Below are 24027 nucleotides of genomic sequence, written 5' to 3'. Positions count from 1 at the left end.
TCGTCGGCCTCCGCTTCGGCGCATAAAAAAGCCGCTCCGTGGAGCGGCCTTTTTTTCGTCCTGCGTTCGAGAAGCCGGAACGCGCCGAAATCAAAGACTCAGCGCGTTTGGACCTGCTTGAGCACCTCGTCGACGATCTGCTCCGGCGTCATCTCGATGCTGACTGTGATCGCTTCATCGTCGCCGGGCTCCTCGAGCGTATCGAGCTGGCTTTGCAGCAGCGACGGATCGAAGAAGTGCCCGGTGCGATGCCCGAGACGCTCCGCGAGCACCTCGCGCGAACCCTTCAGGTAGACGAAGCACACGTCCTTGTCGCCGGCGCGCAGAATGTCGCGGTACGAACGCTTCAGCGACGAACACGTGAACACCGCCGTCTCGCCCGCCTTCTGCTTTTCCTCGATCGCCGCGCGGATCGTCTTCAGCCACGGCCAGCGGTCTTCGTCGGTGAGCGGGATGCCGTGGTGCATCTTCTCCTTGTTCGCCGCGCTATGGAACGCGTCGCCGTCGGTGAACGCGCAATGCAGGCGCTCGGCCAGCATTTCGCCAATCCTCGTCTTGCCGGCGCCCGACACGCCCATTGCGATCAGAATCATTTGAAGCTCCTTATAGGACCGCCGCGAGTGCGAAGGTCAGGCCCAGCCCCATCACCGAAATGATGGTTTCGAGGAGCGACCAGGTCTTGAAGGTCTGCCCCACCGTCATGCCGAAATATTCCTTGATCAGCCAGAAGCCGCCGTCGTTCACGTGCGAGAAGATCAGCGAGCCCGAGCCGGTCGCGAGCACCATCAGCTCCGGCCTCACCTGCACCGCACCAGCCGCCGCGATCGGCGCGACGATGCCGCAGGCGGTCGTCATGGCGACGGTGGCCGAGCCGGTCGCGAGACGGATCATTGCCGCGACGAGCCAGCCGAACAGCAACGGCGACAGATGCACCGCGGTCGCCACGTTGGTGATTTCCTTCGAAATGCCGCTATCCATCAGGACGCGGCCAAAACCGCCGCCCGCACCGACGATCAGTGTAATGCCGGCGATCGGCGCGAGACACTCGCCGCAGAACTTCTGGATCTGATCGCGCGTAAAACCGCGGCTCGCGCCGAAGGTCCAGAAACTGACCAGCACGGCCGTCAGCAGCGCGACGTCGGTGTTGCCGAAGAAGCGCAGCAGATCGTTGGGCAGCGTCTTCGGCTCGAAGACCAGGTCGGCCCAGCTGCCCACCAGCATCAGGACCACCGGCAACAGGATCGTGACCAGCGTGATGCCGAAGCCCGGCAATTCGCGTTTCGCTGCGTTCGCTTGCACGGCGTTGCCAGCTTGAACGCCGTTGGCGTCCTTCACATCGCTGCCGAGGAATTGCGCGGCAAGCGGATTTTCCTTCGGCAACTGGATATGGCGGCTCACCAGCAGCGCGAACAGCGGACCGGCGACGATTGCGCACGGCACGCCGACGATCAGACCGTAGGCGATCGTCTTGCCGATGTCCGCGTGAAATGCCTGCACGGCGAGCAGCGCCGCCGGGTGCGGCGGAATCAGCCCGTGCACGACGGACAGACCCGCGACCATCGGCAGGCCGATTAGCAGCAGCGATTTGTTGGTGCGCCTGGCGACGTTGAATGCAATCGGAATCAGCAGCACGAAACCGACTTCGAAGAACACCGGCAAGCCGACGATGATCGCGACGACCATCATCGCCCAGTGAATGTGTTTCTCACCGAACCAGTTGATCAGCGTGGTCGCGACGCGCTCGGCGCCGCCCGATTCGGCCATCATCTTGCCGAGCATCGTGCCGAGACCGACCACGATGGCGATATGCCCAAGCGTGTTGCCGTTACCTGTTTCGAACGATTTGACGATGGTCTGCATCGGCATGCCGGCCACGAGGCCGAGCAGCAGCGAGACGATGATCAGGACGAGAAACGGATAGACCTTGAAACGCGTGATCAGCAGGATCAGCAACGCGATCGCGATCAATGCGTAGACCAGCAGCATGCTGCCGTGGACAGCTTCCATGAAGCCTACTCCTTTAAGTTATTGATTTCTGGGTGCGGACACGGCCGGCACTTCGTCTCACGGCAACCTGCGCGATGCCTGAAAACCCGGCTAGCCGCGCGGTGGCTGAATTTTACTGTTTGTTTCCCGATAGCGCGCGCAAATCCAGCACGCATAGATAGCAAAAAAAGAGCCTCGCCGCGACAGCCTGGTGCGGCTGTGTCGGCGAGGCTCCGGGGCCCTGTTCAGGTAATCGGTGGGCTCTGGCGCGGTTTAGTGCGCGGGCGCGGCCAGCTGACTCGCGGCGCGCGCGAGGCGCGTGACTTCATCCCAGTTCTTTGCTGCAAGCGCGGCCTTCGGCGTGAGCCACGAACCGCCGACGCAAACCACGTTCGGCAAGGATAGGAAATGCGGTGCGCTTTCCGGCGTGATGCCGCCGGTCGGGCAGAACTTCAGCGCCGGGAACGGGCCGTGGAACGCCTGCAGCATCGGCACGCCGCCCGCCTGCTGCGCGGGGAAAAACTTGACGATCTCGTAGCCGAGTTCGAGCGCGAGGATGATGTCCGACGGCGTCATCACGCCGGGCAGCAGCGGCAGACCCGCATCCTGCGCGGCCTGGTGCAACTCTTTGGTCAAGCCCGGCGACACGCCGAACTGTGCGCCCGCCTTCTTCGCCTGCTCGCAGTGCTCGGGCTTCGTGAGCGTGCCGACACCGACCACGATATCGTCGGCAAGCTCGCACGCACGCTCGATCGCGCCGAGGCCCGCCGGCGTGCGCAGCGTGATTTCGAGCACTTTCACGCCGCCCGCGTGCAATGCGCGCGACACGTGTTCGCCCTGTTCGACCGTGTCGAACGCGAGCACCGGAATGACCGGGCCGAGGCGCACGATATCGCTTACTGTTTTCGACGTCATGTTCAGACTCCTTGTTTCTGCAGCGCCGCGCCGGCTTGCGCGGTGCTCGTGTGATGGCGGCTGTGTTGATGGCCGTGGTTGTCGGCGTGCTGATGGTCACTGCCGTGGCCGTCCTCGCCGACCAGCCTGCCGAATACCGACGCGCCCTGCTCCGCCGGCGCGGCCGCCGCGCGGAACACGCCGAACAGCTCGCGGCCGAAGCCGACTTCGTTGTCCGCCTGATGCAGCGGCTCGGCGTTCGGACGCGCGGCCCATTCGGCTGCGTCGATCTCGATGTCGAGCACGCCGGCTTCGGCGTCGATCACCAGCATGTCGCCGGTGCGAACCTTGCCGATCGGCCCTTGCAGCAACGCTTCCGGCGACAGATGAATCACCGCCGGCACCTTGCCGGACGCGCCCGACATGCGGCCATCGGTGACCAGCGCGACATGGAAACCCTGATCCTGCAACACGCCGAGCAGTGGCGTCAAACGATGCAGCTCGGGCATGCCGTTTGCCCGCGCGCCCTGGAAGCGCACCACCGCGATGAAGTCACGCTTGAGCTCGCCATTGTCGAACGCTTCCTGCACTGCTTCCTGCGAATCGAACACGATCGCGGGCGCCTTCACCTTGCGATGTTGCGCCGCGACCGCCGAGATCTTGATCACGCCGCGGCCGAGCTTGCCCTGCATCAGACGCAAGCCGCCGTCCGGCTGGAACGGCTCCTTGATGCCGCGCAGCACCGCCGTATCCGCGCTCGCCTCGACGCCCGGCACCCATTGCAGCTTGCCGTCGATCAGCTTCGGCTCCTCGGTGTAGCGCTTCAGGCCTTTGCCCGCCACCGTGTTCACGTCTTCATGCAGCAGACCGCCTTCGAGCAGATTGCGCACGAGGAACGCGACGCCGCCCGCCGCGTGGAAGTGGTTCACGTCGGCCTTGCCGTTCGGATAGATCTTCGCGAGCAGCGGCACCGCCTGCGACAGCGCGTCGAAATCGTCCCAGTCGATCACGATGCCGGCCGCACGCGCGATCGCAACGAGGTGCAGCGTGTGGTTGGTCGAGCCGCCGGTCGCCAGCAGCGCGACGATGCCGTTGACGATCGCCTTCTCGTCGACCACATGGCCGATCGGCATGTAGTGGCCGCGCTCGACCGTCAGATCGAGCACGCGGCGCGCGGCCTGCGCGGTCAGCGCGTCGCGCAGCGACGTGTGCGGATGCACGAAGGCCGCGCCAGGCAGATGCAGGCCCATCACTTCCATCAGCATCTGGTTGCTGTTGGCGGTGCCGTAGAAGGTGCAGGTGCCGTGGCTGTGATAGGCGGCCGCTTCCGCTTCGAGCAGGGCCTCGCGGCCGCACTGGCCGGTCGCGAACTGCTGGCGCGTCTTCGCCTTGTCGTCATTGGACAGGCCGCTCGCCATCGGCCCCGCCGGCACGAAAATGGTCGGCAGATGGCCGAATTGCAGCGCGCCGATCAGGAGACCCGGCACGATCTTGTCGCAGATGCCGAGGCACAGCGCCGCGTCGAACATGTTGTGCGTGAGCGCGACGGCCGTGCTCATCGCGATCACTTCGCGCGAGAACAGCGACAGCTCCATGCCTGCGTTGCCCTGCGTGACGCCGTCGCACATCGCCGGCACGCCGCCCGCGAATTGCGCGACGCCGCCGTTTTCACGCGCGGCCTGCTTGATGATGTCCGGGTAGTTTTTGTACGGCGCGTGCGCCGACAACATCTCGTTGTACGACGAAACGATGCCGATGTTCGGCTCGCGAATCTGCTTGATCACGAGCTTGTCATTGCCTTCGAGGCCCGCGAAACCGTGGGCGAGGTTCGCGCACGACAACGCGCCGCGCGCCGGGAAGCGCCCCTGGGCACGCTGGATACGGGCCAGATACGCTTCACGGGTAGGCTTGCTGCGCTCGATCACGCGTTTCGTGACCTTCAACAATTGCGAATGCGGGGAAACCATCGGAGCTCCTTCGTCGTGGGCGGCAGGCGCATGCATGACACCGGGCGGTATCGCGGGGTTGTGTTGTCGAACGAGGCCATGTTAGTAGAAAAACTACACGATCGCAACAATGAACTCTGCTGCGGCGCCGCAACCGACCAATGGCCGCCTCGCCCTATGGACGGCGCTTGCACGCTTTACACCCGAAACCCAGGGAATACGCTTACTCATCGATATGTAGTTTTTGTACATACGTTTTGTGCGCCCACAGCCAATCGGATATAGTCCACACGTTCTTCAGCATAGTGCGAGTTTTCCAATGATGCTGTCCCAGGTGGAGCAGATGCGCGATCAGTTGCGCCCGTCCGAGCGCAAGCTGGCCGATTACGTGATCGAGGCGCCGCGCGAGGTGCTCGATCTCTCGATGACCGAGGTCGCCGCGCGGGCGGGCGTGAGTCAGCCGACGATCGCGCGGTTCTGTCACGCGCTCGGCTTTTCCGGCTTTCGCGAGTTCAAGATCCGCCTTGCACAGGGCATCGCCGCCGAAGTGCCGGCCGTCTATCGCGACGTGCGGCCCGACGAGCCGACGCCGGGCGTCGCCGCGAAGGTGCTTGACCGGACCATCGGCGCGCTGATCCAGGTGCGCAACAATCTGTCGTCGGATAGCGTCGCCGCGGCCATCGACATGCTCGCGCGGGCGAAGCGTATCGAGTTCTACGGCGCGGGCGGCTCGGGCATCGCCGCACTCGACGTGCAGCACAAGTTCTTTCGGCTCGGCATGCCGAGCGTCGCCTATTCGGACCCGCATACGTTTCTGATGTCGGCGGCGCTGCTGGGCGAGGGCGACGTCGTGGTCGCGATCTCGAACACGGGCCGCACGCGCGACATCATCGACGCCGCGAAGGCCGCGCTGAAGGCAGGCGCAAAGGTGATCGCGATCACGCACGGCAATTCGCCGCTCGCGCGGCTGGCAACTGTGGGCCTGTTTGCAAACGTCGACGAAGACACGGATATCTTTTCGCCGATGACCTCGCGCGTGTCGCATCTGGCGATCGGCGACATTCTGGCGGTCGGCGTCGCGCTGAGCCGCGGGCCGGAACTGGTGGAAAAGCTCGCGCAGACCAAGGAAGTGATTCATCGGCGGCGGGTGGATTCGCAGAGTTAAGCCGCTGCGACAAATAAAACAAAGGGCGGTGTGCCGTTCAACCGGCACACCGCCCTTTGGTCTTTTCCAGCGCGGCGCCAAGCGACGTTGAGCGCCTTCAATCGCTCAGAACGGCTTGATCACCACCAGCGCGACCGCCACGAGCATGCCAAGTACCGGCAACTCGTTGAACATCCGATACCACTTGTCCGAGCGGCGATTCTCGCCGCGCTCGAACCTGCGCAGCAGCACGCCGCAATACACGTTGTAGATGACGAGCAGCACGACCACGCCGACCTTCGCGTGAATCCAACCCTCCCCGCTGCCGATGCCGATGAAGAGCCACAGCCACAGCCCGCACGCGATCGCGGGCACGGCAATGAGGCTCATGAAGCGGAACAGCTTGCGCGCCATCAGCAGAAGACGCGCCGTCGCGGCGGGTTCCGTTTCCATCGCCAGATTGACGAAGATGCGCGGCAGATAGAAGAGGCCGGCAAACCAGGAAGCAATCAAAACAATGTGAAACGTCTTTACCCAGAGCATCGGCGCGTCCTTGTGGTCCTTGTTGTCGTGGTGCTTGCTGTTGCGGTACTTCGATTCGTGGTTATTGACGGCCCTCGCCGTGACCCAGCACGACGTACTTCAGCGAGGTCAACCCTTCGAGACCGACCGGGCCACGCGCGTGCAGCTTGTCGTTGGAGATGCCGATCTCGGCGCCGAGGCCGAACTCGAAGCCGTCTGCGAAACGCGTCGACGCGTTGACCATCACGCTTGCCGAATCGACTTCGCGCAGGAAGCGCATCGCGCGGTCGTGGTCTTCGGTGACGATCGCGTCGGTGTGCTGCGAGCTGTACGTGTTGATGTGCTCGATCGCCGCGTCGATGCCGTCGACCACCTTGATCGCGAGCACGGGTGCGAGATATTCGGTGCGCCAGTCCTCCTCGGTCGCGTCGACGAGCGGACCGACGCCCGCATCGGCCAGCACCGCGCGCGCCGCCGCGTCGACGCGCAACTCGACCTCCTTGCCGCGATACAGCTTGCCGAGCGGCGGCAGCACTTCAGCCGCGATGCCGCGCGCGACCAGCAGCGTCTCCATCGTGTTGCAGGTGCCGTAGCGGTGCGTCTTTGCGTTGTCGCAAACGTTGAGCGCCTTCGCCAGGTCGGCGCGATCGTCGACATAGACGTGGCAGATGCCGTCGAGGTGCTTGATCATCGGCACGCGCGCTTCGTTCATCAGACGCTCGATCAGGCTCTTGCCGCCGCGCGGCACGATCACGTCGACGTACTCGGTCATCGTGATCAGCTTGCCGACCGCCGCGCGGTCCGACGTTGCGACCACCTGCACCGCGTCCTGCGGCAAGCCGGCGGCTTCGAGCCCTTCGGCGATCAGCTTCGCGAGGGCGGTGTTGCATTCGAGCGCTTCCGAGCCACCGCGCAGAATGGTTGCGTTGCCGGACTTCAGGCACAAGGCGGCCGCGTCGATCGTCACGTTCGGGCGCGATTCGTAGATGATGCCGATCACGCCGAGCGGCACACGCATCTGGCCGACCTGGATGCCGCTCGGCCGATACTTCAGATTGCTGATCTCACCGATCGGGTCGGCAAGTGCCGCGACCTGGCGCAGGCCTTCGACCATCGTCTTCAGCGCCTTGTCCGACAGCGTCAAACGGTCGATGAACGCGGCGTCGTGCCCCTTGCCGCGAGCGCGTTCGAGGTCGCGCGCGTTGGCCGCCTTCAGCAGATGGGCATCGCGCTCGATAGCCTCGGCCACGGCCGCGAGCGCCGCATTCTTCGCGGCGGTCGAGGCACGCGCCATCGCGCGCGAAGCCTGGCGGGCGCGCCGGCCGAGGTCGGTCATGTACTGGTCGATATCCATGGTCATTCTCGTGATGCCCCGCACGTTGGTGTGCGGTGGTCGGGCAAGATTAGCGAAAGATCAAGCGATTGTAAGTCGGGTATTGGGGCTTTGCTCGCGCGCGGGCTGCGGGTGCGATGAGCTGTCGCGGGTTCGCCGATGCGTTGCGTCGAGCGGGCGGCAGGTGAAACGCGCTGGCCCGCGAGCGGAACGACTGGCGCTTGCAATGCGATTGCTCGCGTCAGACTGGCCGCCGGGTTGGCGCCGCGGTTGGCGCTCGAGGTCGCGGCGGCGGCACTGGCGATGCCGCCGTCGATTTCGGCGCGGCCACCGTCATGGCGAGCTCGAACAGGCCGTCCCACGGATCGGGCGGGGGATCGTTGCGATGATTGCCCGGCGTGCCGCCCGACAGACCCTTCACCTGCCGGTCGAGCCGCGCCGCCAGCGCGAGCGCGTTCTCGAGCGCCGCTTCGCTGACGCGCGACAGCGCCGGTCCGATCAGCCGCTCGCGCGGACCCCACACGCGGTTCTCTCGGGTGAGCATCGCCAGCGGCTTGCCGGCCGCGACGCCGCGCTTGATCCGCAGCAGCGTGCGCACTTCCTCGACGACGGCCCACAGCACGAGCACCGCGGCCTCGCCTTCGCCGCGCAGCCCGTCGAGCATGCGCGCGAGACGGCCGACGTCGCCCGCGAGCATCGCCTCGTTGAGCTTGAACACGTCGTAGCGCGCGACGTTGAGCACTGCGTCCTGCACCTGATCGAAGCTCAGCGAGCCGCTCGGATACAGCAGCCCGAGCTTCTGGATTTCCTGATGTGCGGCGAGCAGATTGCCCTCGACGCGCTCGACGATGAACGCCAGCGCGCGCCGCCCTTCCTCGCCGGCCGCGACGCGCTGACCTTGGGCCGCTAGCCGCTGCCCGACCCAGTTCGGCAGCTGTGCGCGCTCGACCGGATCGATCTTCAGCGCGACACCGGCATCGGCGAGCGCGGTGAACCACGCCGACTTCTGCGTGGCCGCGTCGAGGCGCGGCAGCGCGATCATCGTCAGCACGTCGGCGTTGACGGTCGAGGCGAGCACCTTCAACGCATCGGCGCCCTCCTTGCCCGGCTTGCCCGACGGAATGCGCAACTCGACGAGTTGCCGGTCGCCGAACAGCGACATCGACTGGCTCGCGCCGAGCAGCGAACTCCAGTCGAAACCGCGCTCGACCGTGAACACCGAGCGGTCGGTGAAGCCTGCCGCACGAGCCGCCGCGCGGATGCGGTCACAGGCTTCCTGCGCGAGCAGGTGCTCGTCGCCGTACACGACGTACAGTCCGGCGAGGCCCTTGGCAAGATGTGCTTCGAGCGCGTCAGGTCGCAGTTGCATGGCTGGCGGTTGACGGGATGGATGAGATTCGACGACTCACGAACGGCGCGGCGCTCACAGCGGCGGCGGCGGCAGCGGTGCGCGCGGCGCGATGGCCGGCACGGCTTCCGCCGGCGTCGGATGCAGCGAGCGCACCACGCCGAGACGGCGGATCAGCTGATCGACCGCGTCGTTCTCCATGTCGGCGAACAGGATGTCGGACTCGGCGGCCTTCGCCTGCGAGAACTGGTCGCTATAGGTCATTGCGCGGTTCAGCGCGATCACGCTGCCTGGGATCAGCACGGTACCGTCCTTGCCGGTCAGCGTGTAGTTCATCTGCAGATTCAGCTGATACTCGGCGACGACGCCCAGCGAATTCAGCGTCAGCGTGCTGACGTTGCGGTTCTGCGTGATCTGCAGGATCGCGTCGGCATTGGCGGGCGAGCTGACCACCACGGTGTCGCTGCCGCCCTGCACCATACGCGTGAAGCGCGCCATGGCCGCGGGCGAGCCGCCCGACACATAGAGGCGCTTGAACGCGAAGTCCTGCTGGCCGCGCAACTGGAAGCCACAGGCCGACAACATCAATACGCTGCAAGCGAGCGTCAAAAACGATCTGCGAGTCACATTCGCTCCCGGTTCGCAGTGGATTCGCGGTGCCGAGGAACGCCGCCGGGCGGGCGGCGTTCCATCTGCCGGATCAAGGTGTGGAAACGTCAAACGACCACGTTCACTAGACGGCCAGGCACCACGATAATCTTCTTCGGCGCCTTGCCTTCGCCGAACTTCCCGACCATTTCGTGCGCGGCCGCCAGTTGCTCGATCGCTTCGCGCGATGCGTCCCTCGCGACCGTGATCGCGCCACGCACCTTGCCGTTCACCTGCAGCACGAGTTCGATCTCGGCCTGCTCGAGCGCCTTCTCGTCGACCTTCGGCCACGGCGCGTCGAGCAGCGGGCCGAATTCGTCCGCGTAGCCGAGCTCCTGCCACAGCTGGAACGTCAGGTGCGGCACGACCGGGTACAGCACGCGCAGCATCACGCCGTAGGCTTCGCGCAGCACGGCCGACTGGGCGCCCTTCGCGCCGTCGAGCGCGTTGAGCATCTTCATCGCGGCCGACACCACCGTGTTGTACTGCAGACGCTGATAGTCGAAATCCGCCTGCTTCAGCACGCTATAGATCTCGCGACGCAGGGGCTTGTCGGCGTCATTGAGTTGCGCGGCGTCGACCTGGCCGCCCGCGCGCAGCGCGGCTTCGTTCGTGTAGCCGAAGTTCCAAACGCGACGCAGGAAGCGGCTCGCGCCTTCGACGCCCGAACCCGACCACTCGAGCTGTTGCTCGGGCGGAGCGGCGAACATCACGAACAGACGCGCGGTGTCCGCGCCGTGCTGATCGATCAGCATCTGCGGATCGACGCCGTTGTTTTTCGACTTCGACATCTTCTCGACGCCGCCGAGCACGACCGGCTGGCCGTCCGCGTTCAGCACCGCGCCGACCGGGCGGCCCTTGTCGTCGAACGATACGGTGACGTCGGCCGGGTTGTACCAGGTCTTCTTGCCCGCTTCGTTTTCACGGTAGTAGGTTTCGTTGAGCACCATGCCCTGCGTGAGCAGGTTCTTGGCTGGCTCGCCGAACTTCACGAGACCGAGGTCGCGCATCACCTTCGCCCAGAAGCGCGAGTACAGCAGGTGCAGGATCGCGTGCTCGATGCCGCCGATGTACTGGTCCATCGGCGCCCAGTAGTCGGTGCGCTCGTCGACCATCGTCTTCGCGTCCGGCGACGCGTAGCGGTAGAAGTACCACGACGAGTCGACGAAGGTGTCCATCGTGTCGGTTTCGCGCTTGGCCGCGCCGCCGCACTTCGGACAGGTGCAGTTCAGGAACGCTTCCGATTTCGCGAGCGGATTGCCGGTACCGTCCGGCACGAGATCTTCCGGCAGCACGACGGGCAGGTCCTGTTCCGGCACCGGCACGTCGCCGCAACTCGGGCAGTGGATGATTGGAATCGGCGTGCCCCAGTAGCGCTGGCGCGACACGCCCCAGTCGCGCAGACGCCACGTGATCTGCTTGTCGCCGAGGCCGAGTTGCTTGAGATCGGCGGCGATGCGGTCCACGGCTTCGTCGTACGCGAGGCCGTCATACTTGCCGCTGTTCACCAGCGTGCCGGTCTTTTCGCCGTACCACTCGGCCCAGGCTTCGGTCGAGAATTCCTTGCCCTCGACCGCCACCACCTGCTTGACCGGCAGACCGTACTTCTTCACGAAAGCGAAGTCGCGCTCGTCGTGCGCCGGCACGCCCATGACCGCGCCTTCGCCGTAAGTCATCAGCACGTAGTTGCCGATCCACACCTCGACCTTCGCCTGCGTCAGCGGATGCGTGACGTAAAAGCCGGTGGGCATGCCCTTCTTTTCCATCGTCGCGACATCGGCTTCGGCGACGCCGCCGCGCTTGCATTCGTCGATGAAGGCCTGCAGTTCCGGCTTGTCTTGCGCGAGGCGCGTGGCGAGCGGATGCTCGGCGGCGATCGCGCAGAAGGTGACGCCCATGATCGTGTCGGCGCGCGTCGTGAACACGCGCAGCAGTTTCTGTTCGCCGTCGATTTCGTACGGGAAGCCGAAGTTCACGCCGAAGCTCTTGCCGATCCAGTTCTGCTGCATGATCTTCACGCGCTCGGGCCAGCCGAGGCCTTCGAGATCGTTCAGCAGCTCATCCGCGTACTGCGTGATGCGCATGTAGTACATCGGGATTTCGCGCTTCTCGACGAGCGCACCCGAGCGCCAGCCGCGTCCTTCGATGACCTGCTCGTTCGCGAGCACGGTCTGATCGACCGGGTCCCAGTTCACGGTGCCGGTTTTCTTGTACGCGATGCCCTTCTCCAGCATCTTCAGGAACAGCCACTGGTTCCACTTGTAGTAGTCGGGGCTGCAAGTCGCGACTTCGCGCGACCAGTCGATCGCGAGGCCCATCGACTGCATCTGCTTCTTCATGTAAGCGATGTTGTCGTAGGTCCACTGCGCGGGCGGCACGTTGTTGGCCATGGCGGCGTTCTCCGCCGGCATGCCGAAGGCGTCCCAACCCATCGGCATCAGCACGTTGTAGCCGTTCATCCGCAGATAGCGGTACATGACGTCGTTGATCGTGTAATTGCGCACGTGCCCCATGTGCAGCTTGCCCGACGGATACGGCAGCATCGAGACGCAGTAGAACTTGGGCTTGTCGCTGGTTTCCGTCGTCTTGTAGGCGTCGATGGCGCGCCATTGTCCTTGCGCGGCGGCTTCGACGTCGGAGGGAACGTATTTTTCGTGCATGGTGTGGTGGGATCGCTGGGTTCGGTGCTTTCGCACCGGCCTGGTGCTTTGCAGAATGTTGTGGCGGTCTCCCCGCAGGCGGGGAAAGGGCAGATTATACCGTTCGCGGACGGGTGCGCCGCGCGGCGTGGGCGCGGCCGGTTATGCCGGATTCGTGGACGTGGTGCGCGCCCGGCGGCGCTCAGTGCTGCGCGGCGGGCGGCGGCGGGTCGGTCACGAAGCCGATCCGCTCGAGCCCCGCCTGCTGCGCGGCGCCCATCACCTGCGCGATCACCTCGTAGCGCGTCGAACGCTCCGCGCGTAGCTGGATGTCCGGCTGGTCCGCCTGCTTGCCGGCCTGCGCGAACTGCGCGCGCATCTGCGCGAGCGTGATCGGCTTGCCGTTCCAGTACAGCTTGCCGGCTGCGTCGATGGAAAGGGAAATGGTCTGCGGGGTCTGACGCGCGGGCGCCGCCGCGACCTTCGGCAGATCGAGCCGGATCGCGTGCGAGAACAGTGGCGCGGTGATGATGAAAATCACCAGCAGCACCAGCATCACGTCGATCAGCGGCGTCATGTTGATCTCGGCCATCGGCGCGGCCGTCTGCTTCTTTTCGAGTCCGCCGAATGCCATGTCGCCTCCTTGCGTTTGAGCCTGCTTGTGCGATGTGCCGTGCGTCGTTCGCCGCGCCATGCCGCACTCGCCGGGTGGCACGTCAGCGCTGCGCCTCGTGCGCCGCCTGCTGCGCGCGCGGCGGCGTCGCTGCATGCTCGGCCGGCCCGCACACGTACGCGTGCAGATCGTGCGCGAAGCCGTCCAGGTCCTCGCACAATTGCCGCACGAGGCGCCCCAGCACGTTGTACGCGAGCACCGCCGGAATCGCGACCACCAGACCGAACGCGGTCATGATCAGCGCCTCGCCGACCGGTCCCGCGACACTCTCGATCTGCGCCTGCCCGCTCGCCGCGATGCTGCCGAGCGCGTGATAGATGCCCCAGACGGTGCCGAGCAGACCCACGAACGGCGCGGTGCTACCGACCGACGCGAGCAGCACCTGACCGAATTCGAGCCGCCGCTGCGACGCGTTGAGCGCCTGGCGCAGCGCGCGCAGCACCCGTTCGCTACGCTCGACGCGCGCGAGCAGCGCGCCCGGAATATCGACCTCGGCCGCATGGAGCGCTGCTTCGGCGAGCGGCGCGAAAACGCGCTCGCGGTCGGTGCGGCGCAGTATGGCGACGCCTTCGGCGAGCGTCGGCGCCTGCCAGAAGCGCGCGATGGCCCGCTTGGCCTGGCGTTTCGCGCGCGTCAGAATCCAGCTCTTGACGATCAGGAAGCACCAGCTCGCAATCGACATGGCCAGCAGCACATAGGCGACGCCATGCGTGAGCGCGTCGCTCGTTTGCAGGTAATGGATGATGCCGCTGTTGCCTGCCATCTGACCTCGCCGGGGGAAAGTGACTTCGGGAGGGCGCGCTCGGGATGCGACGCCCCGCCTATGCGCAACAGGCTCTGCTCAACGCAGGCCGAGCACGTCCTGCATGTCGAAGAAGCCGTTGTCGTGGCCTTCGAGGAAGCGTACAGCACGAAGCGCGCCTTGTGCATATGACAACCGGCTCGCCGACTTGTGCGTGATCTCGATACGCTCGCCGATGCCTGCGAACAGCACCGTATGATCGCCGACGATGTCGCCGCCGCGAATCGCCGAGAAGCCGATCGTCGACGGATCGCGCTCGCCGGTTACGCCTTCGCGACCGTAGACCGCGCAGTCGTCGAGATTGCGGCCGAGCGCGTTGGCGATGACTTCGCCCATCGTCAGCGCGGTGCCGGACGGCGCGTCGACCTTATGGCGATGATGCGCTTCGATGATCTCGATGTCGTAGCCGGTCGAGAAGTGCCGCGCCGCATATTCGAGCAGCTTCAGCGTGACGTTCACGCCGACGCTCATGTTCGACGCGAACACGACGCCGATCTTCTCCGCCGCCGCGCGCAGCTGCGCTTTTTGCCCGTTGTCGAAGCCGGTCGTGCCGATCACCATTTTCACGTTGTGGCGCTGTGCGGCTTCGAGATGCGCGAGCGTCGCGTCGGGGCGCGTGAAGTCGATCAGGTAGTCGGATTCGGCGAACACCCGTTCGATGTCGTCGGACAGCAGCACGCCGGTCTCTTTGCCCAAAAACGCGCCGGCGTCCTGACCCAGCTGCGGCGCGCCTGCGCGGCAGAGCGCGCCCGACAGCGTGACGTCGGCATCGTTCAGGACGGTTTCGATCAGCATGCGGCCCATACGGCCCGATGCGCCAGCAATGGCAATTTTCATGACGATGAGGATTCGAAAAGAGTCAACCGGGATGGAGCCCGGCAAACGCACCGACCAGTGTGCCGGATCGCGGCCGGTAGAGACAGGGACAAGCAGCGGCAGGCAGCAAGATCCGGCGGCAAAATCAGCCGACTCGCTCCTGACGGCAAAGCGGGTGGCGGACCGTCCGGTCCGCTCAGCCGGGTAAGCGTTGCAGCCTATTGTGGCACCACATGCAGGCGGCCCAAGCAGTACTTTTCCGGTCTCACCGATCGCCGGACCTACAAACATCCGGCGGGCGCAGCGCACGGAGTGCGCAGCCCGCCTCACAACGACACCGGCAGGCGAATCAGTTGCCCGTTCCCGATGTTGACGGCGAACCGGTCTGCCCCGGGCTGCCACTGTCTTGCGAGCCCGTCGGTCCGACCGGGTTGCTCTCGTTCTCCGGAGCCGGCGGCGGCTGACGTTTGAACTGCAACTGCGGCTGGCCACCGGCCGTCGGACCTCGAGTCGGAATTCCGCCGGCCCCCGCTCTCGGCACGGCTGAACGCACGGACGGCGCGCCCTTCGGCGTCGACACCGCGCTCGTCGCACGATTGGCGGCCTCGGCGGCTTCCGCGTTGGCGTCCGTGGACGGCGTGGCGGCCTGCGCGGCGCCTTCGACTGACGGCGAGCGTGTCGTATCCACAGTGGGGGGCGCTGCTGCAGCAGCGGCCGCGCTCGCGGCGGCTGCGTCGCTCGCGGCCACGGCGCCGGCAGCCTCGGCTGCGCTCGCCGCGCGCGGCGGCGTCGCGTTCGGGCGACGGCCACTGCGGTCGCCGTCGATTTCAGCCAGCAATTCGAGATTGGTCGGCAGATCTTCGCCGCCCGTCCAGTGGGTGACGAGGTCGCCCGAGAAGAACACCACGAAGTCACGCTGCTGCACGATCGAAGTCGAGCCGCGCTTGAAATAGAACACGTAATCCCAGCGATCCGCGTGGAACATGTCGGTCAACAGCGGCGTGCCGAGTAGCTGACGCACCTGCGCGCGCGTCATACCGACCTTCATCTGGTTGGCCATTTCCTGCGACACGAAGTTACCTTGCACGACCGTGATCCGATACGGCGTAATGCGTTGGGCAACACGCTGGGTGAGGCTGTCGTACGTGGAACATCCGGCAAGAACCGCGACAGTCGCAACAGCGATCAAGGTACCCCGCATGCGGCTCCCCCGGTAGATCAATTGAGATTTAGAAATCATTTCACTCACCGTGCGGGCCCGCTTGTGGGCCGCGCTCATTCCATCGAAGATGACCAGAACGGCAAAAACACATTACTATGAGAGCCCAGCATTGTACTCTAGGGATCCCTTGTCATGACCAATCCAACCGATCTCAAGAATATCGGGCTCAAGGCGACCCTTCCGCGCCTCAAAATCCTTGAGATTTTTCAGCATAGCCCGGTACGTCACCTGACCGCCGAAGATGTGTACCGCAACCTCCTGCACGAAGAAGTCGATATCGGTCTCGCCACCGTGTATCGCGTGCTGACGCAGTTCGAGCAGGCCGGCCTGCTCTCGCGCAGCAATTTCGAATCGGGCAAGGCGGTGTTCGAACTGAACGAGGGGTCACACCACGACCACCTCGTGTGCCTCGATTGCGGGCTGGTCGAAGAATTTTTCGACCCCGAGATCGAAAGCCGTCAGCAGTCCATCGCCAAGGCCCGCGGCTTCAAGTTGCAGGAACACGCGCTGGCGCTGTATGGGGCGTGTACGAAGGAGAATTGCCCGCACCGCAAGCACTGACGAGCCGCTGGCCGCGTCAAGGCATGCGGTTAGGCACGTCGAAAAAGGCCCGGCCGATGGGGATCGGCCGGGCCTTTTTTGTCCATGCGGCTGCAAATTCCGCTATTCGGTCAGTTCCATGCTCGGCTCGAATGCGAGCCGCCACGGCTCTGCCAATTGCAGTTCGTCGCAGTTCGCCGCGTCGCCGCCCCGATCGATGACGATGAAATCGCTGACCTGATCCAACGCGAGCAACGGATGGTGCCAGACCCCTTTCGCGTAATTGACGCCCTGCCACGCGTCGGTCCAGAACGCGCGCATCCGCGCGGCGTCGAATTCGCCGGCGGGCGCGACCACCACCAGATAACGGCCCGCGCGTAAGGGAATGAAAGCCTGGCTGCCGAGCGGATGCCGCTCCATCATCGTGATCTCGACGGGCAGCGCACGCGGCTGCGCGCGAAACAGGTTGACGAGCGGCCGGCCGCCCTGCTCCGCCACGTCGATGCGCGCGAGGTCGTGATAACGCTCGGTCGTACCGCCGTTGATCGGAAAATGACGCGCGCCGTCGAGTTCGATCACGTCGCCGAACGGTGCGAACCGCGCGCGCGTCAGTCGTTCCATCTGCAAGATCTTCATGCTCCCGCTCCATGAGGTGACGTTAAGCGATCTCGCCCCACAGCCGCAGGCGCGACACGCCGCCGTCCGGGAAGATGTTCAAGCGCACGTGCGTGACCGGCCCGAGCGCGGCGAGGTCGTCCGTGAACGTGTGCACGCGGTCCATCTGCAGCTTCTGTTCGCCGAGCAGAACCGGCCAGAACATCGCTTGCGTGACGAGAGAAGCGTCGGTGCCGCCCGTGACCGACGCCGCCTGCAGGGAGCAGCGGTCCGGGAAGTTACCCTTGAAGTGCGCAGTGTCCACTTCGATCTTGTGGATTACGCCGGGCCGCGCGAGCGCGACGATCGCCCAGTCGTTGCCCGGCTCGCGACGCCGCCGCGTCTCCCAACCGTCCCCCATATTGACGCCGCGGCCCGGCATCAGCATCTGCGAGGCCGGCCCGAAATGCTGGTTGTTCGCGGCGACGAGGTATGCGCCATTTTCGATCGCGGCGAGATCGACCAGCGTGCCGCGCTCGACGCGGCTCCAGTCGCGCTGCGGCTGGCCGTACACGCGCAGCCGTGCGAGCCCGCCGTCGGGGTACAGGTTCACGCGCAGATGGGTGACTGGGCGCGCGTCCTTCACCTCGACGTAGTGGTGCTGGTTGCCCTGCAACGTCGTGGCCGCCACGAGCGGTTGCCAGTCGGCGTGATCGGGCGGCACCTCCGCGTCGCTATAGCAGGCATCGAGCGACGCCGCCGGCGGGAAATTGCCGGTGAAGTGGCTCGTATCGAGATCGACGCCATGCACGACGCCCGGCCGCGCAAGCTGGATCACGCAGTAGTCGTGGCCGGTCGTGCGCTTGCGACGCGTTTCCCAGCCGTCCATCCACTTGCCGTGGTCGTCGTATTTGCCGGGGATGAACACCGCCGGCTGCGGGTCGAGCATGCGCTCTTTCGGCGCGAAGAACTCGTCGCTCGCGAACAGCGCCTTTGCGCCGAGGCGCGGATCGGCGAGGTTCATATAGCGGCGCGTGAAGGCAGGAGCGTCCGGGTCGAGAATCGGGTTGGCCATGATAGCGGTCGGTGTAGAAGGGAAGAGGTCAGGAACGGACGGCGGCGTCACGGCATCCGCCGGCTCGCGAAAAACGGCAAAAGGTGTCTCAACCGGCAGCGGTTGGTCTGGTCGGACCAGCGCCGGCACAACGCCATTAGAGTGCCGGCGAGGGTTCGGTCACCCCCGGCTCGACGCGCGTGTCGTCGACGCTGGGCACGTAGCGCAGCGCCGCATCGCGATTCAGCACGCGATGCGCGCGCGCCTTGTCGATATCGTTTTCCCATACGGCGATCACCACCGTCGCGACGCAGTTGCCGATCAGGTTCGTCAGTGCGCGGGCAATGCCGACGAACCAGTCGACCGGCAGAATCAGCACGAGGCCGAGCACCGGAATCGCGGGAATGGCGGAGAGCGTCGCGGCGAGAATCACGATCGCCGAGCCCGGAATGCCGTGCGCGCCCTTCGAGGTCACCAGTGACACCAGCACGACGACGATCAGGTCATGGATCGACAGCGGCGTGTTGGTCGCCTGCGCGATGAAGATGACCGCAAGCGTTAGATAGATCGAGAAGCCGTCGAGGTTGAACGAGTAGCCGGTTGGAATCACGAGGCCGACAGTCGAATCCTTGACGCCCATCCATTCGAGCTTGCGCATGACCTGCGGCAGCACGGCGTCGGACGACGCGGTGCCGAGCACGATCGACAGTTCCTCGCGCAGATAGCGGATCAGCTTGAACACGCTGAAGCCCGCGAGCCGCATCACCATGCCGAGCACGAGCACGACGAAAACCACGCAGCTCGCGTAAAACACCAGCACGAGCATGCTGAGCTGCTTGAGCGACTCGACGCCGTAGGTGCCGGTCGTGAACGCGATCGCGCCGAGCACGCCGAGCGGTGCGAGCTTGATGATGAAACCCATCACGCGAAAGAACACCTGCGACAGCTCATCGATCAAGCCGCTCACCCGCTGCGCGCGGTTGCCGAGCAGCGACAGCGCCGAGCCGAACAGCACCGAGAACACGAGGATCTGCAGGATGTCCCCGGTCGCGAACGCATTGATGGCCGTCTCGGGGATGATCTTCAGCAGGAAGCCCGCGGTGTCCTTCAGGCTCTTCGCGTGCTCGGCGTAGCTCGCGAGCGACGCCGCATTGAGCGAATTCAGATTCACGTTCATGCCCGCGCCGGGACGCGTCGCGTAAGCGAGCAGCGCGCCGATCACGAGCGCGATCGTCGTCATCGCCTCGAAGTAGATCACCGCCTTCAGGCCGACGCGGCCGACCTTGCGCAGATCGCCCGCGTGCGCCATGCCGCTCACCACGACGCAGAATACGATCGGCCCGATCACCATCTTGATCAGCTTCAGAAAGCCGTCACCGAGCGGCCGCAGCGACTGCGCGAAATGCGGAAACACGGCACCGAGCACGATGCCCGCGACGAGCGCGATCACGACCCGGCCAAACAGCGAATTGAAGAATTTCAACACGGCTTCCTCCTGCGATGGTTGTCTCGGCGACCGCTGTTCAGACTGGTCGGACCAGAATCGTTATGGCGAATATTAGGAAGCCGATATACTCGCGTCAAGGATTCGTCGAACAGTGTTTACCCGTTGGTTTTTCGGCGATTTCGGGTCGGATTGGGGATTGGATGCGCCGCGCGGCGCGCCTTCTCTCGAGCACGTATAGAATTGCGGTCAGACCACGCTAACGAGCAAGCCGTCATGAAAAACGTCCCGCATACCGTCACCGACGCAGCCATCGCGACCATCCGCGAGCGCATCGAAGCGGGCGTCTATCCGGTGGGCAGCCTGCTGCCGGCGCAGCGCCAACTGTCCGATGAACTGTCGATCAGCCGCGCATCGTTGCGCGAGGCGCTCTCCACGCTCGAAGCGCTCGGCCTGCTCGTGATCCGTCCCGGCAAGGGCGTCTATGTGGAAAGCGCGCAGGCGAAGACCGCGCAGACGTGGCGCTTCGCCGAGCAGTCGTCGCTGCCCGACACCTATCAGATGCGTTACGCACTCGAAGGCTTCGTCGCCCGCATGGCGGTTCTCGCGGTCAGCAACGACGACCTCGCGTGGCTCGAGGAGAACATCACCGCGATGCAAGGCGCGCTCGCCTGCGAGGATCTCGACGAAGCGGCGCGGCTCGATTACGCGTTCCATATGCGCATCGTCAGCATCGCGGGCAACGCGGCGATCGAATCGATCCTGCGCAGCAGCGCCGAGATCATGAAGGAAAGCCAACGGCTGCCGTTCTACCGGCGCGAGCGGGTGCTGTCCACCTACACCGAGCATCGCGCGATTCTCGACGCGTTGAAGGCCCGCGATTCGCTCGCCGCGGGCCGGGCAATCGAGACGCACATCGCGAACGCCGCGCAGCGCGCTGGCGTCTACTTCCCGACGCCATAGACGCGGATACCGCGAACGAAAAAAAACCGCTCCGAAGAGCGGCTTTTTCATTCAGCGTGAAACCGGAACTTACTTCGCGTTCGCGAGCGCCACAGCCGTGTCCAGCATGCGGTTCGAGAAGCCCCACTCGTTGTCGTACCAGCTCGACACCTTCACGAGACGGCCCGACACCTTGGTCAGCGTCGCATCGAACGTCGACGAAGCCGGGTTGTGGTTGTAGTCGATCGACACGAGCGGTGCGTCGTTGTAGCCGAGGATGCCCTTCATCGCGCCTTCCGATGCTTCCTTCATGATCTTGTTGACTTCCTCGACCGTCGTGTCGCGCGCGGCGATGAACGACAGATCGACGACCGACACATTGATGGTCGGGACGCGGATCGCGTAGCCGTCCAGCTTGCCGTTCAGTTCCGGCAGCACGAGGCCGACCGCCGATGCTGCACCGGTCTTGGTCGGAATCTGGCTGTGCGTGGCCGAGCGCGCACGGCGCAGGTCTTCGTGGTACACGTCGGTCAGCACCTGGTCGTTCGTGTACGCGTGGATCGTCGTCATCAGGCCGTTCACGAGGCCGATCTTGTCGTTCAGCGGCTTGACCAGCGGTGCGAGACAGTTGGTCGTGCACGATGCATTCGAGATGACCGTATCCGATGCCTTCAGCACGTTGTGGTTCACCCCGTAGACGACCGTCGCATCGACGTCCTTACCGCCCGGTGCCGAAATGATGACCTTCTTCGCGCCGCCCTTGATGTGCGCGCTCGCCTTTTCCTTGGTCGTGAAAAAGCCGGTGCACTCCATCACGACGTCGACGCCGAGCTCGCCCCACGGCAGTTCGGCCGGGTTGCGGTTCGCCAGCACGCGGATCCGGTCGCCGTTCACGACGAGGTAGTCGCCGTCCACCGACACGTCGCCCGGGAATTTGCCGTGCGCGGTGTCGTACTGAGTCAGGTGAGCGTTGGTCTTCGCATCGCCCAGATCGTTGATGGCGACGATTTCGATATCGTGCTTCTTGCCGTTTTCATAGAAGGCGCGCAACGTGTTGCGGCCAATGCGGCCATAGCCGTTGATTGCGACGCGAATCGTCATGATTTATCTCCTGATGGCTAAAAAATCCGTTGATGTTCGCCCGGTAGGACATCCGGTTGTGTGCGTTGCCGCGCAGCCGCGAGGGGCGCGACGGCAACGCGACGCAACAATCAGCCCAGCGCGGCCTTGACCGTCGCCACCACGTGCTCGACGGTGAAACCGAAATGCTTGAACAGCGCGCCTGCCGGGGCTGACTCGCCGAACGTGTCGATGCCGACCACGCCGCCTTCCAGACCCACGTACTTGCGCCAGAAGTCCGACACGCCCGCCTCGATCGCGACGCGGCGCACGCCGTGCGGCAGCACGCGTTCACGGTACCCGGCGTCCTGCTTGTCGAACACGGTCGTGGACGGCATCGACACGACGCGTGCCGCGATGCCTTCGCGCGCGAGCGGCTCGACGGCCTTCATCGCGAGTTCGACTTCCGAGCCCGTGGCGATCAGGATGATCTTACGCGCGACGATTTCCTCGTCCCAGTCGCGCAGCACGTAGCCGCCCTTCTCGATGTTGGCGATCTGCGCGTCGGTGCGCTCGTTGAACGGCAGGTTCTGACGGCTGAAGATCAGGCACGACGGACCTTCGTGTTCGATCGCATGGGTCCAGGCCACCGCGGTTTCGACCGTGTCGGCGGGGCGCCACGTCTGCAGATTCGGGATCAGGCGCAGACTCGCGACGTGTTCGATCGACTGGTGGGTCGGGCCGTCTTCGCCGAGACCGATCGAGTCGTGCGTGAACACGAAGATCGATTGCGACTTCATCAGCGCGGCGACGCGCAGCGCGTTGCGGCTGTAGTCGGAGAACGTCAGGAACGTGCCCCCGAATGCCTTGTAGCCGCCATGCAGCGCGACGCCGTTGATCGCGGCGCTCATGCCGAACTCGCGCACGCCGTAGTTCACGTAGTTGCCGGCGGCACGGCCTTCGGCATTCACGCGCACGGGCTTCGCGGCCTTCCAGTTGGTCAGGTTCGAGCCGGTCAGGTCGGCGGAGCCGCCGAGCAGCTCGGGCAGCACGGCCGACAGGCCTTCGATGGCCTGCTGCGAGGCCTTACGCGTCGCGACGGTTTCCGCGCGTTCGTTCGCGCCGGCGATGATCGCGCGGGCCTTGTCCTTCCAGTCGGCCGGCAGTTGCTTCGCGCTGCGGCGCTTGAACTCGGCAGCCTCCTGCGGGTACTTCGCCGCGTAGGCCGCGAAGGCCTCGTCCCAGGCCGCTTCGATGCGCGCGCCCGCTTCCTTCGCATCCCATGCCGCGTAGACTTCCTGCGGAATCACGAACGGCTCCCACTTCCAGCCGATCGCTTCGCGCGTTGCCGCGATTTCCTTGTCGCCGAGCGGCGCGCCGTGCGAATCGTGCGAGCCCGCCTTGGTCGGCGCGCCTTCACCGATCACGGTCTTGCAGCAGATCAGCGTCGGCTTGTCCGACTGCTTCGCCTTCTGGATCGCCGCGTCCACTGCGTCGACGTCGTGACCGACCACGTTCGGGATCACGTTCCAGCCGTACGCTTCGAAGCGCTTCGGCGTGTCGTCGTGGAACCAGTGCACCACTTCGCCGTCGATCGAGATGCCGTTGTCGTCGTAGAACGCGATCAGCTTGTTCAGCTTCAGCACGCCCGCGAGCGAACAGGCTTCGTGCGAAATGCCTTCCATCAGGCAACCGTCGCCGACGAACACGTACGTGTGGTGATCGACGATCTTCGCGTCAGGCTTGTTGAATTCCGTGGCGAGCAGCGACTCGGCCAGCGCCATGCCGACCGCGTTCGCGAGACCCTGGCCGAGCGGGCCGGTGGTCGTCTCGACGCCCGGCGTGATGCCGTATTCCGGGTGACCCGGCGTCTTCGAATGGAGCTGGCGGAAGTTCTTGAGCTCTTCCATCGGCAGATCGTAGCCGGTCAGATGCAGCAGCGAGTACAGCAGCATCGAGCCATGGCCGTTCGACAGCACGAAGCGGTCACGATCGGCCCACTGCGGGTTCTTCGGGTTATGGCGCAGATGACGCGACCACAGGGCAACGCCGATTTCGGCCATGCCCATTGGCATGCCGGGGTGGCCGGAGTTCGCCTTTTGAACGGCGTCCATGGACAACGCGCGGATCGCGTTGGCCATCAGGGAGGTGGGTGCGGGAGACGGGGTCGTCATGTCGAGTCCGGAGACAGAGTCAGAAAGCGGGGCGCGCTTGAGGTCCGGGAGCTCGGCGGCCAGTTCGCTACGGCGCACGATGCGGCGCCACGAGACGCGAAACGGGCAGAGCAAGCGGACAAGGCTGAAAGCACCACATTCTAGCAGAAGGTTAACCCGTAACCGGCCCGAAAGCCGCCTGGCCGCGTGGTCCAACGCACACCGCCATGCACCGCATTTACAATTCGAGCAGCCGTGTTCGCCACGT

Annotated in this window: 21 protein-coding genes; 3 read left to right on the top strand and 18 right to left on the bottom strand. The window is 65.0% G+C overall.

Features of this window, described 5'->3' with window-relative positions:
* Nucleotides 1-98: 98 nt before the first annotated feature.
* The 4 genes from LJ655_RS16640 to edd all read right to left on the bottom strand — a co-directional run bounded on the left by LJ655_RS16640 (nt 99) and on the right by edd (nt 4847).
* Nucleotides 99-593 carry a gluconokinase gene (locus tag LJ655_RS16640; RefSeq protein WP_230562348.1) on the bottom strand — a complete coding sequence of 165 codons (495 nt, stop codon included), beginning with the start codon at nt 591-593 and terminating at the stop codon, nt 99-101.
* Between the two features lie 10 nt (nt 594-603).
* The gene (locus tag LJ655_RS16635; RefSeq protein WP_230562347.1) at nt 604-2007 is read right to left on the bottom strand and encodes a GntT/GntP/DsdX family permease; all 1404 of its coding nucleotides are present in this window, start codon (nt 2005-2007) and stop codon (nt 604-606) included.
* Nucleotides 2008-2259: 252 nt separating this feature from the next.
* Entirely contained in the window at nt 2260-2901 is a 642-nt protein-coding gene (eda, locus tag LJ655_RS16630) for a bifunctional 4-hydroxy-2-oxoglutarate aldolase/2-dehydro-3-deoxy-phosphogluconate aldolase (protein WP_230562346.1), read from the bottom strand.
* Nucleotides 2902-2903: 2 nt separating this feature from the next.
* Nucleotides 2904-4847 carry a phosphogluconate dehydratase gene (gene edd, locus LJ655_RS16625; protein WP_230562345.1) on the bottom strand — a complete coding sequence of 648 codons (1944 nt, stop codon included), beginning with the start codon at nt 4845-4847 and terminating at the stop codon, nt 2904-2906.
* Nucleotides 4848-5145: 298 nt separating this feature from the next.
* Between edd and LJ655_RS16620 the strand changes: the two genes are divergently transcribed.
* Complete coding sequence (locus tag LJ655_RS16620; RefSeq protein WP_230562344.1) at nt 5146-5991, top strand: MurR/RpiR family transcriptional regulator; 846 nt, start codon at nt 5146-5148, stop codon at nt 5989-5991.
* 105 nt (nt 5992-6096) lie between these two features.
* Here LJ655_RS16620 and LJ655_RS16615 read toward each other — a convergent pair whose 3' ends face one another.
* The 9 genes from LJ655_RS16615 to LJ655_RS16575 all read right to left on the bottom strand — a co-directional run bounded on the left by LJ655_RS16615 (nt 6097) and on the right by LJ655_RS16575 (nt 15952).
* Nucleotides 6097-6513: a CopD family protein gene (locus LJ655_RS16615; protein WP_230562343.1), complete on the bottom strand. Its 417-nt coding sequence runs from the start codon at nt 6511-6513 to the stop codon at nt 6097-6099.
* A 61-nt stretch (nt 6514-6574) separates the two neighbouring features.
* Nucleotides 6575-7846, bottom strand: a complete 1272-nt coding sequence (locus LJ655_RS16610) for a glutamate-5-semialdehyde dehydrogenase (protein ID WP_230562342.1) — start codon at nt 7844-7846, stop codon at nt 6575-6577.
* A 220-nt stretch (nt 7847-8066) separates the two neighbouring features.
* Nucleotides 8067-9194 (bottom strand): DNA polymerase III subunit delta, encoded by a 1128-nt coding sequence (holA, locus tag LJ655_RS16605; RefSeq protein ID WP_230562341.1) that lies wholly within the window; start codon nt 9192-9194, stop codon nt 8067-8069.
* A 54-nt stretch (nt 9195-9248) separates the two neighbouring features.
* On the bottom strand, nt 9249-9800 hold the full coding sequence (locus LJ655_RS16600; RefSeq protein WP_230562340.1) for an LPS-assembly lipoprotein LptE: 552 nt from the start codon (nt 9798-9800) through the stop codon (nt 9249-9251).
* 89 nt (nt 9801-9889) lie between these two features.
* Nucleotides 9890-12481 (bottom strand): leucine--tRNA ligase, encoded by a 2592-nt coding sequence (leuS, locus tag LJ655_RS16595; protein WP_230562339.1) that lies wholly within the window; start codon nt 12479-12481, stop codon nt 9890-9892.
* Between the two features lie 181 nt (nt 12482-12662).
* Complete coding sequence (locus LJ655_RS16590; RefSeq protein WP_230562338.1) at nt 12663-13094, bottom strand: ExbD/TolR family protein; 432 nt, start codon at nt 13092-13094, stop codon at nt 12663-12665.
* Nucleotides 13095-13176: 82 nt separating this feature from the next.
* Nucleotides 13177-13896 (bottom strand): MotA/TolQ/ExbB proton channel family protein, encoded by a 720-nt coding sequence (locus LJ655_RS16585; protein WP_230562337.1) that lies wholly within the window; start codon nt 13894-13896, stop codon nt 13177-13179.
* A gap of 78 nt (nt 13897-13974) precedes the next feature.
* The gene (dapB, locus tag LJ655_RS16580; protein WP_230562336.1) at nt 13975-14772 is read right to left on the bottom strand and encodes a 4-hydroxy-tetrahydrodipicolinate reductase; all 798 of its coding nucleotides are present in this window, start codon (nt 14770-14772) and stop codon (nt 13975-13977) included.
* Nucleotides 14773-15100: 328 nt separating this feature from the next.
* The gene (locus LJ655_RS16575) at nt 15101-15952 is read right to left on the bottom strand and encodes an outer membrane protein assembly factor BamE (RefSeq protein WP_230562335.1); all 852 of its coding nucleotides are present in this window, start codon (nt 15950-15952) and stop codon (nt 15101-15103) included.
* Between the two features lie 153 nt (nt 15953-16105).
* On the opposite strand from LJ655_RS16575, the gene fur reads away from it, so the two are divergent.
* Nucleotides 16106-16534: a ferric iron uptake transcriptional regulator gene (gene fur / locus LJ655_RS16570; RefSeq protein WP_230562334.1), complete on the top strand. Its 429-nt coding sequence runs from the start codon at nt 16106-16108 to the stop codon at nt 16532-16534.
* A 102-nt stretch (nt 16535-16636) separates the two neighbouring features.
* On the opposite strand, the gene LJ655_RS16565 is transcribed toward fur, so the two are convergent.
* The 3 genes from LJ655_RS16565 to LJ655_RS16555 all read right to left on the bottom strand — a co-directional run bounded on the left by LJ655_RS16565 (nt 16637) and on the right by LJ655_RS16555 (nt 19647).
* Nucleotides 16637-17149 (bottom strand): ureidoglycolate lyase, encoded by a 513-nt coding sequence (locus LJ655_RS16565; RefSeq protein WP_230562333.1) that lies wholly within the window; start codon nt 17147-17149, stop codon nt 16637-16639.
* A gap of 22 nt (nt 17150-17171) precedes the next feature.
* On the bottom strand, nt 17172-18182 hold the full coding sequence (gene alc / locus LJ655_RS16560; RefSeq protein ID WP_230562332.1) for an allantoicase: 1011 nt from the start codon (nt 18180-18182) through the stop codon (nt 17172-17174).
* Nucleotides 18183-18318: 136 nt separating this feature from the next.
* Entirely contained in the window at nt 18319-19647 is a 1329-nt protein-coding gene (locus LJ655_RS16555) for a C4-dicarboxylate transporter DctA (protein WP_230562331.1), read from the bottom strand.
* A gap of 234 nt (nt 19648-19881) precedes the next feature.
* Here LJ655_RS16555 and LJ655_RS16550 point away from each other — a divergent pair, with 234 nt between their 5' ends.
* Nucleotides 19882-20568 (top strand): FadR/GntR family transcriptional regulator, encoded by a 687-nt coding sequence (locus LJ655_RS16550; protein ID WP_230562330.1) that lies wholly within the window; start codon nt 19882-19884, stop codon nt 20566-20568.
* A 69-nt stretch (nt 20569-20637) separates the two neighbouring features.
* On the opposite strand, the gene gap is transcribed toward LJ655_RS16550, so the two are convergent.
* Both gap and tkt read right to left on the bottom strand, forming a co-directional pair.
* Complete coding sequence (gap, locus tag LJ655_RS16545) at nt 20638-21648, bottom strand: type I glyceraldehyde-3-phosphate dehydrogenase (RefSeq protein ID WP_230562329.1); 1011 nt, start codon at nt 21646-21648, stop codon at nt 20638-20640.
* A 110-nt stretch (nt 21649-21758) separates the two neighbouring features.
* Nucleotides 21759-23780 carry a transketolase gene (tkt, locus tag LJ655_RS16540; protein ID WP_230562328.1) on the bottom strand — a complete coding sequence of 674 codons (2022 nt, stop codon included), beginning with the start codon at nt 23778-23780 and terminating at the stop codon, nt 21759-21761.
* Between the last annotated feature and the right edge of the window lie 247 nt (nt 23781-24027).

Source organism: Paraburkholderia translucens (assembly GCF_020881035.1).
Taxonomy (GTDB): Bacteria; Pseudomonadota; Gammaproteobacteria; order Burkholderiales; family Burkholderiaceae; genus Paraburkholderia; species Paraburkholderia translucens.
This window is presented reverse-complemented; position numbering and strand designations above follow the sequence as displayed.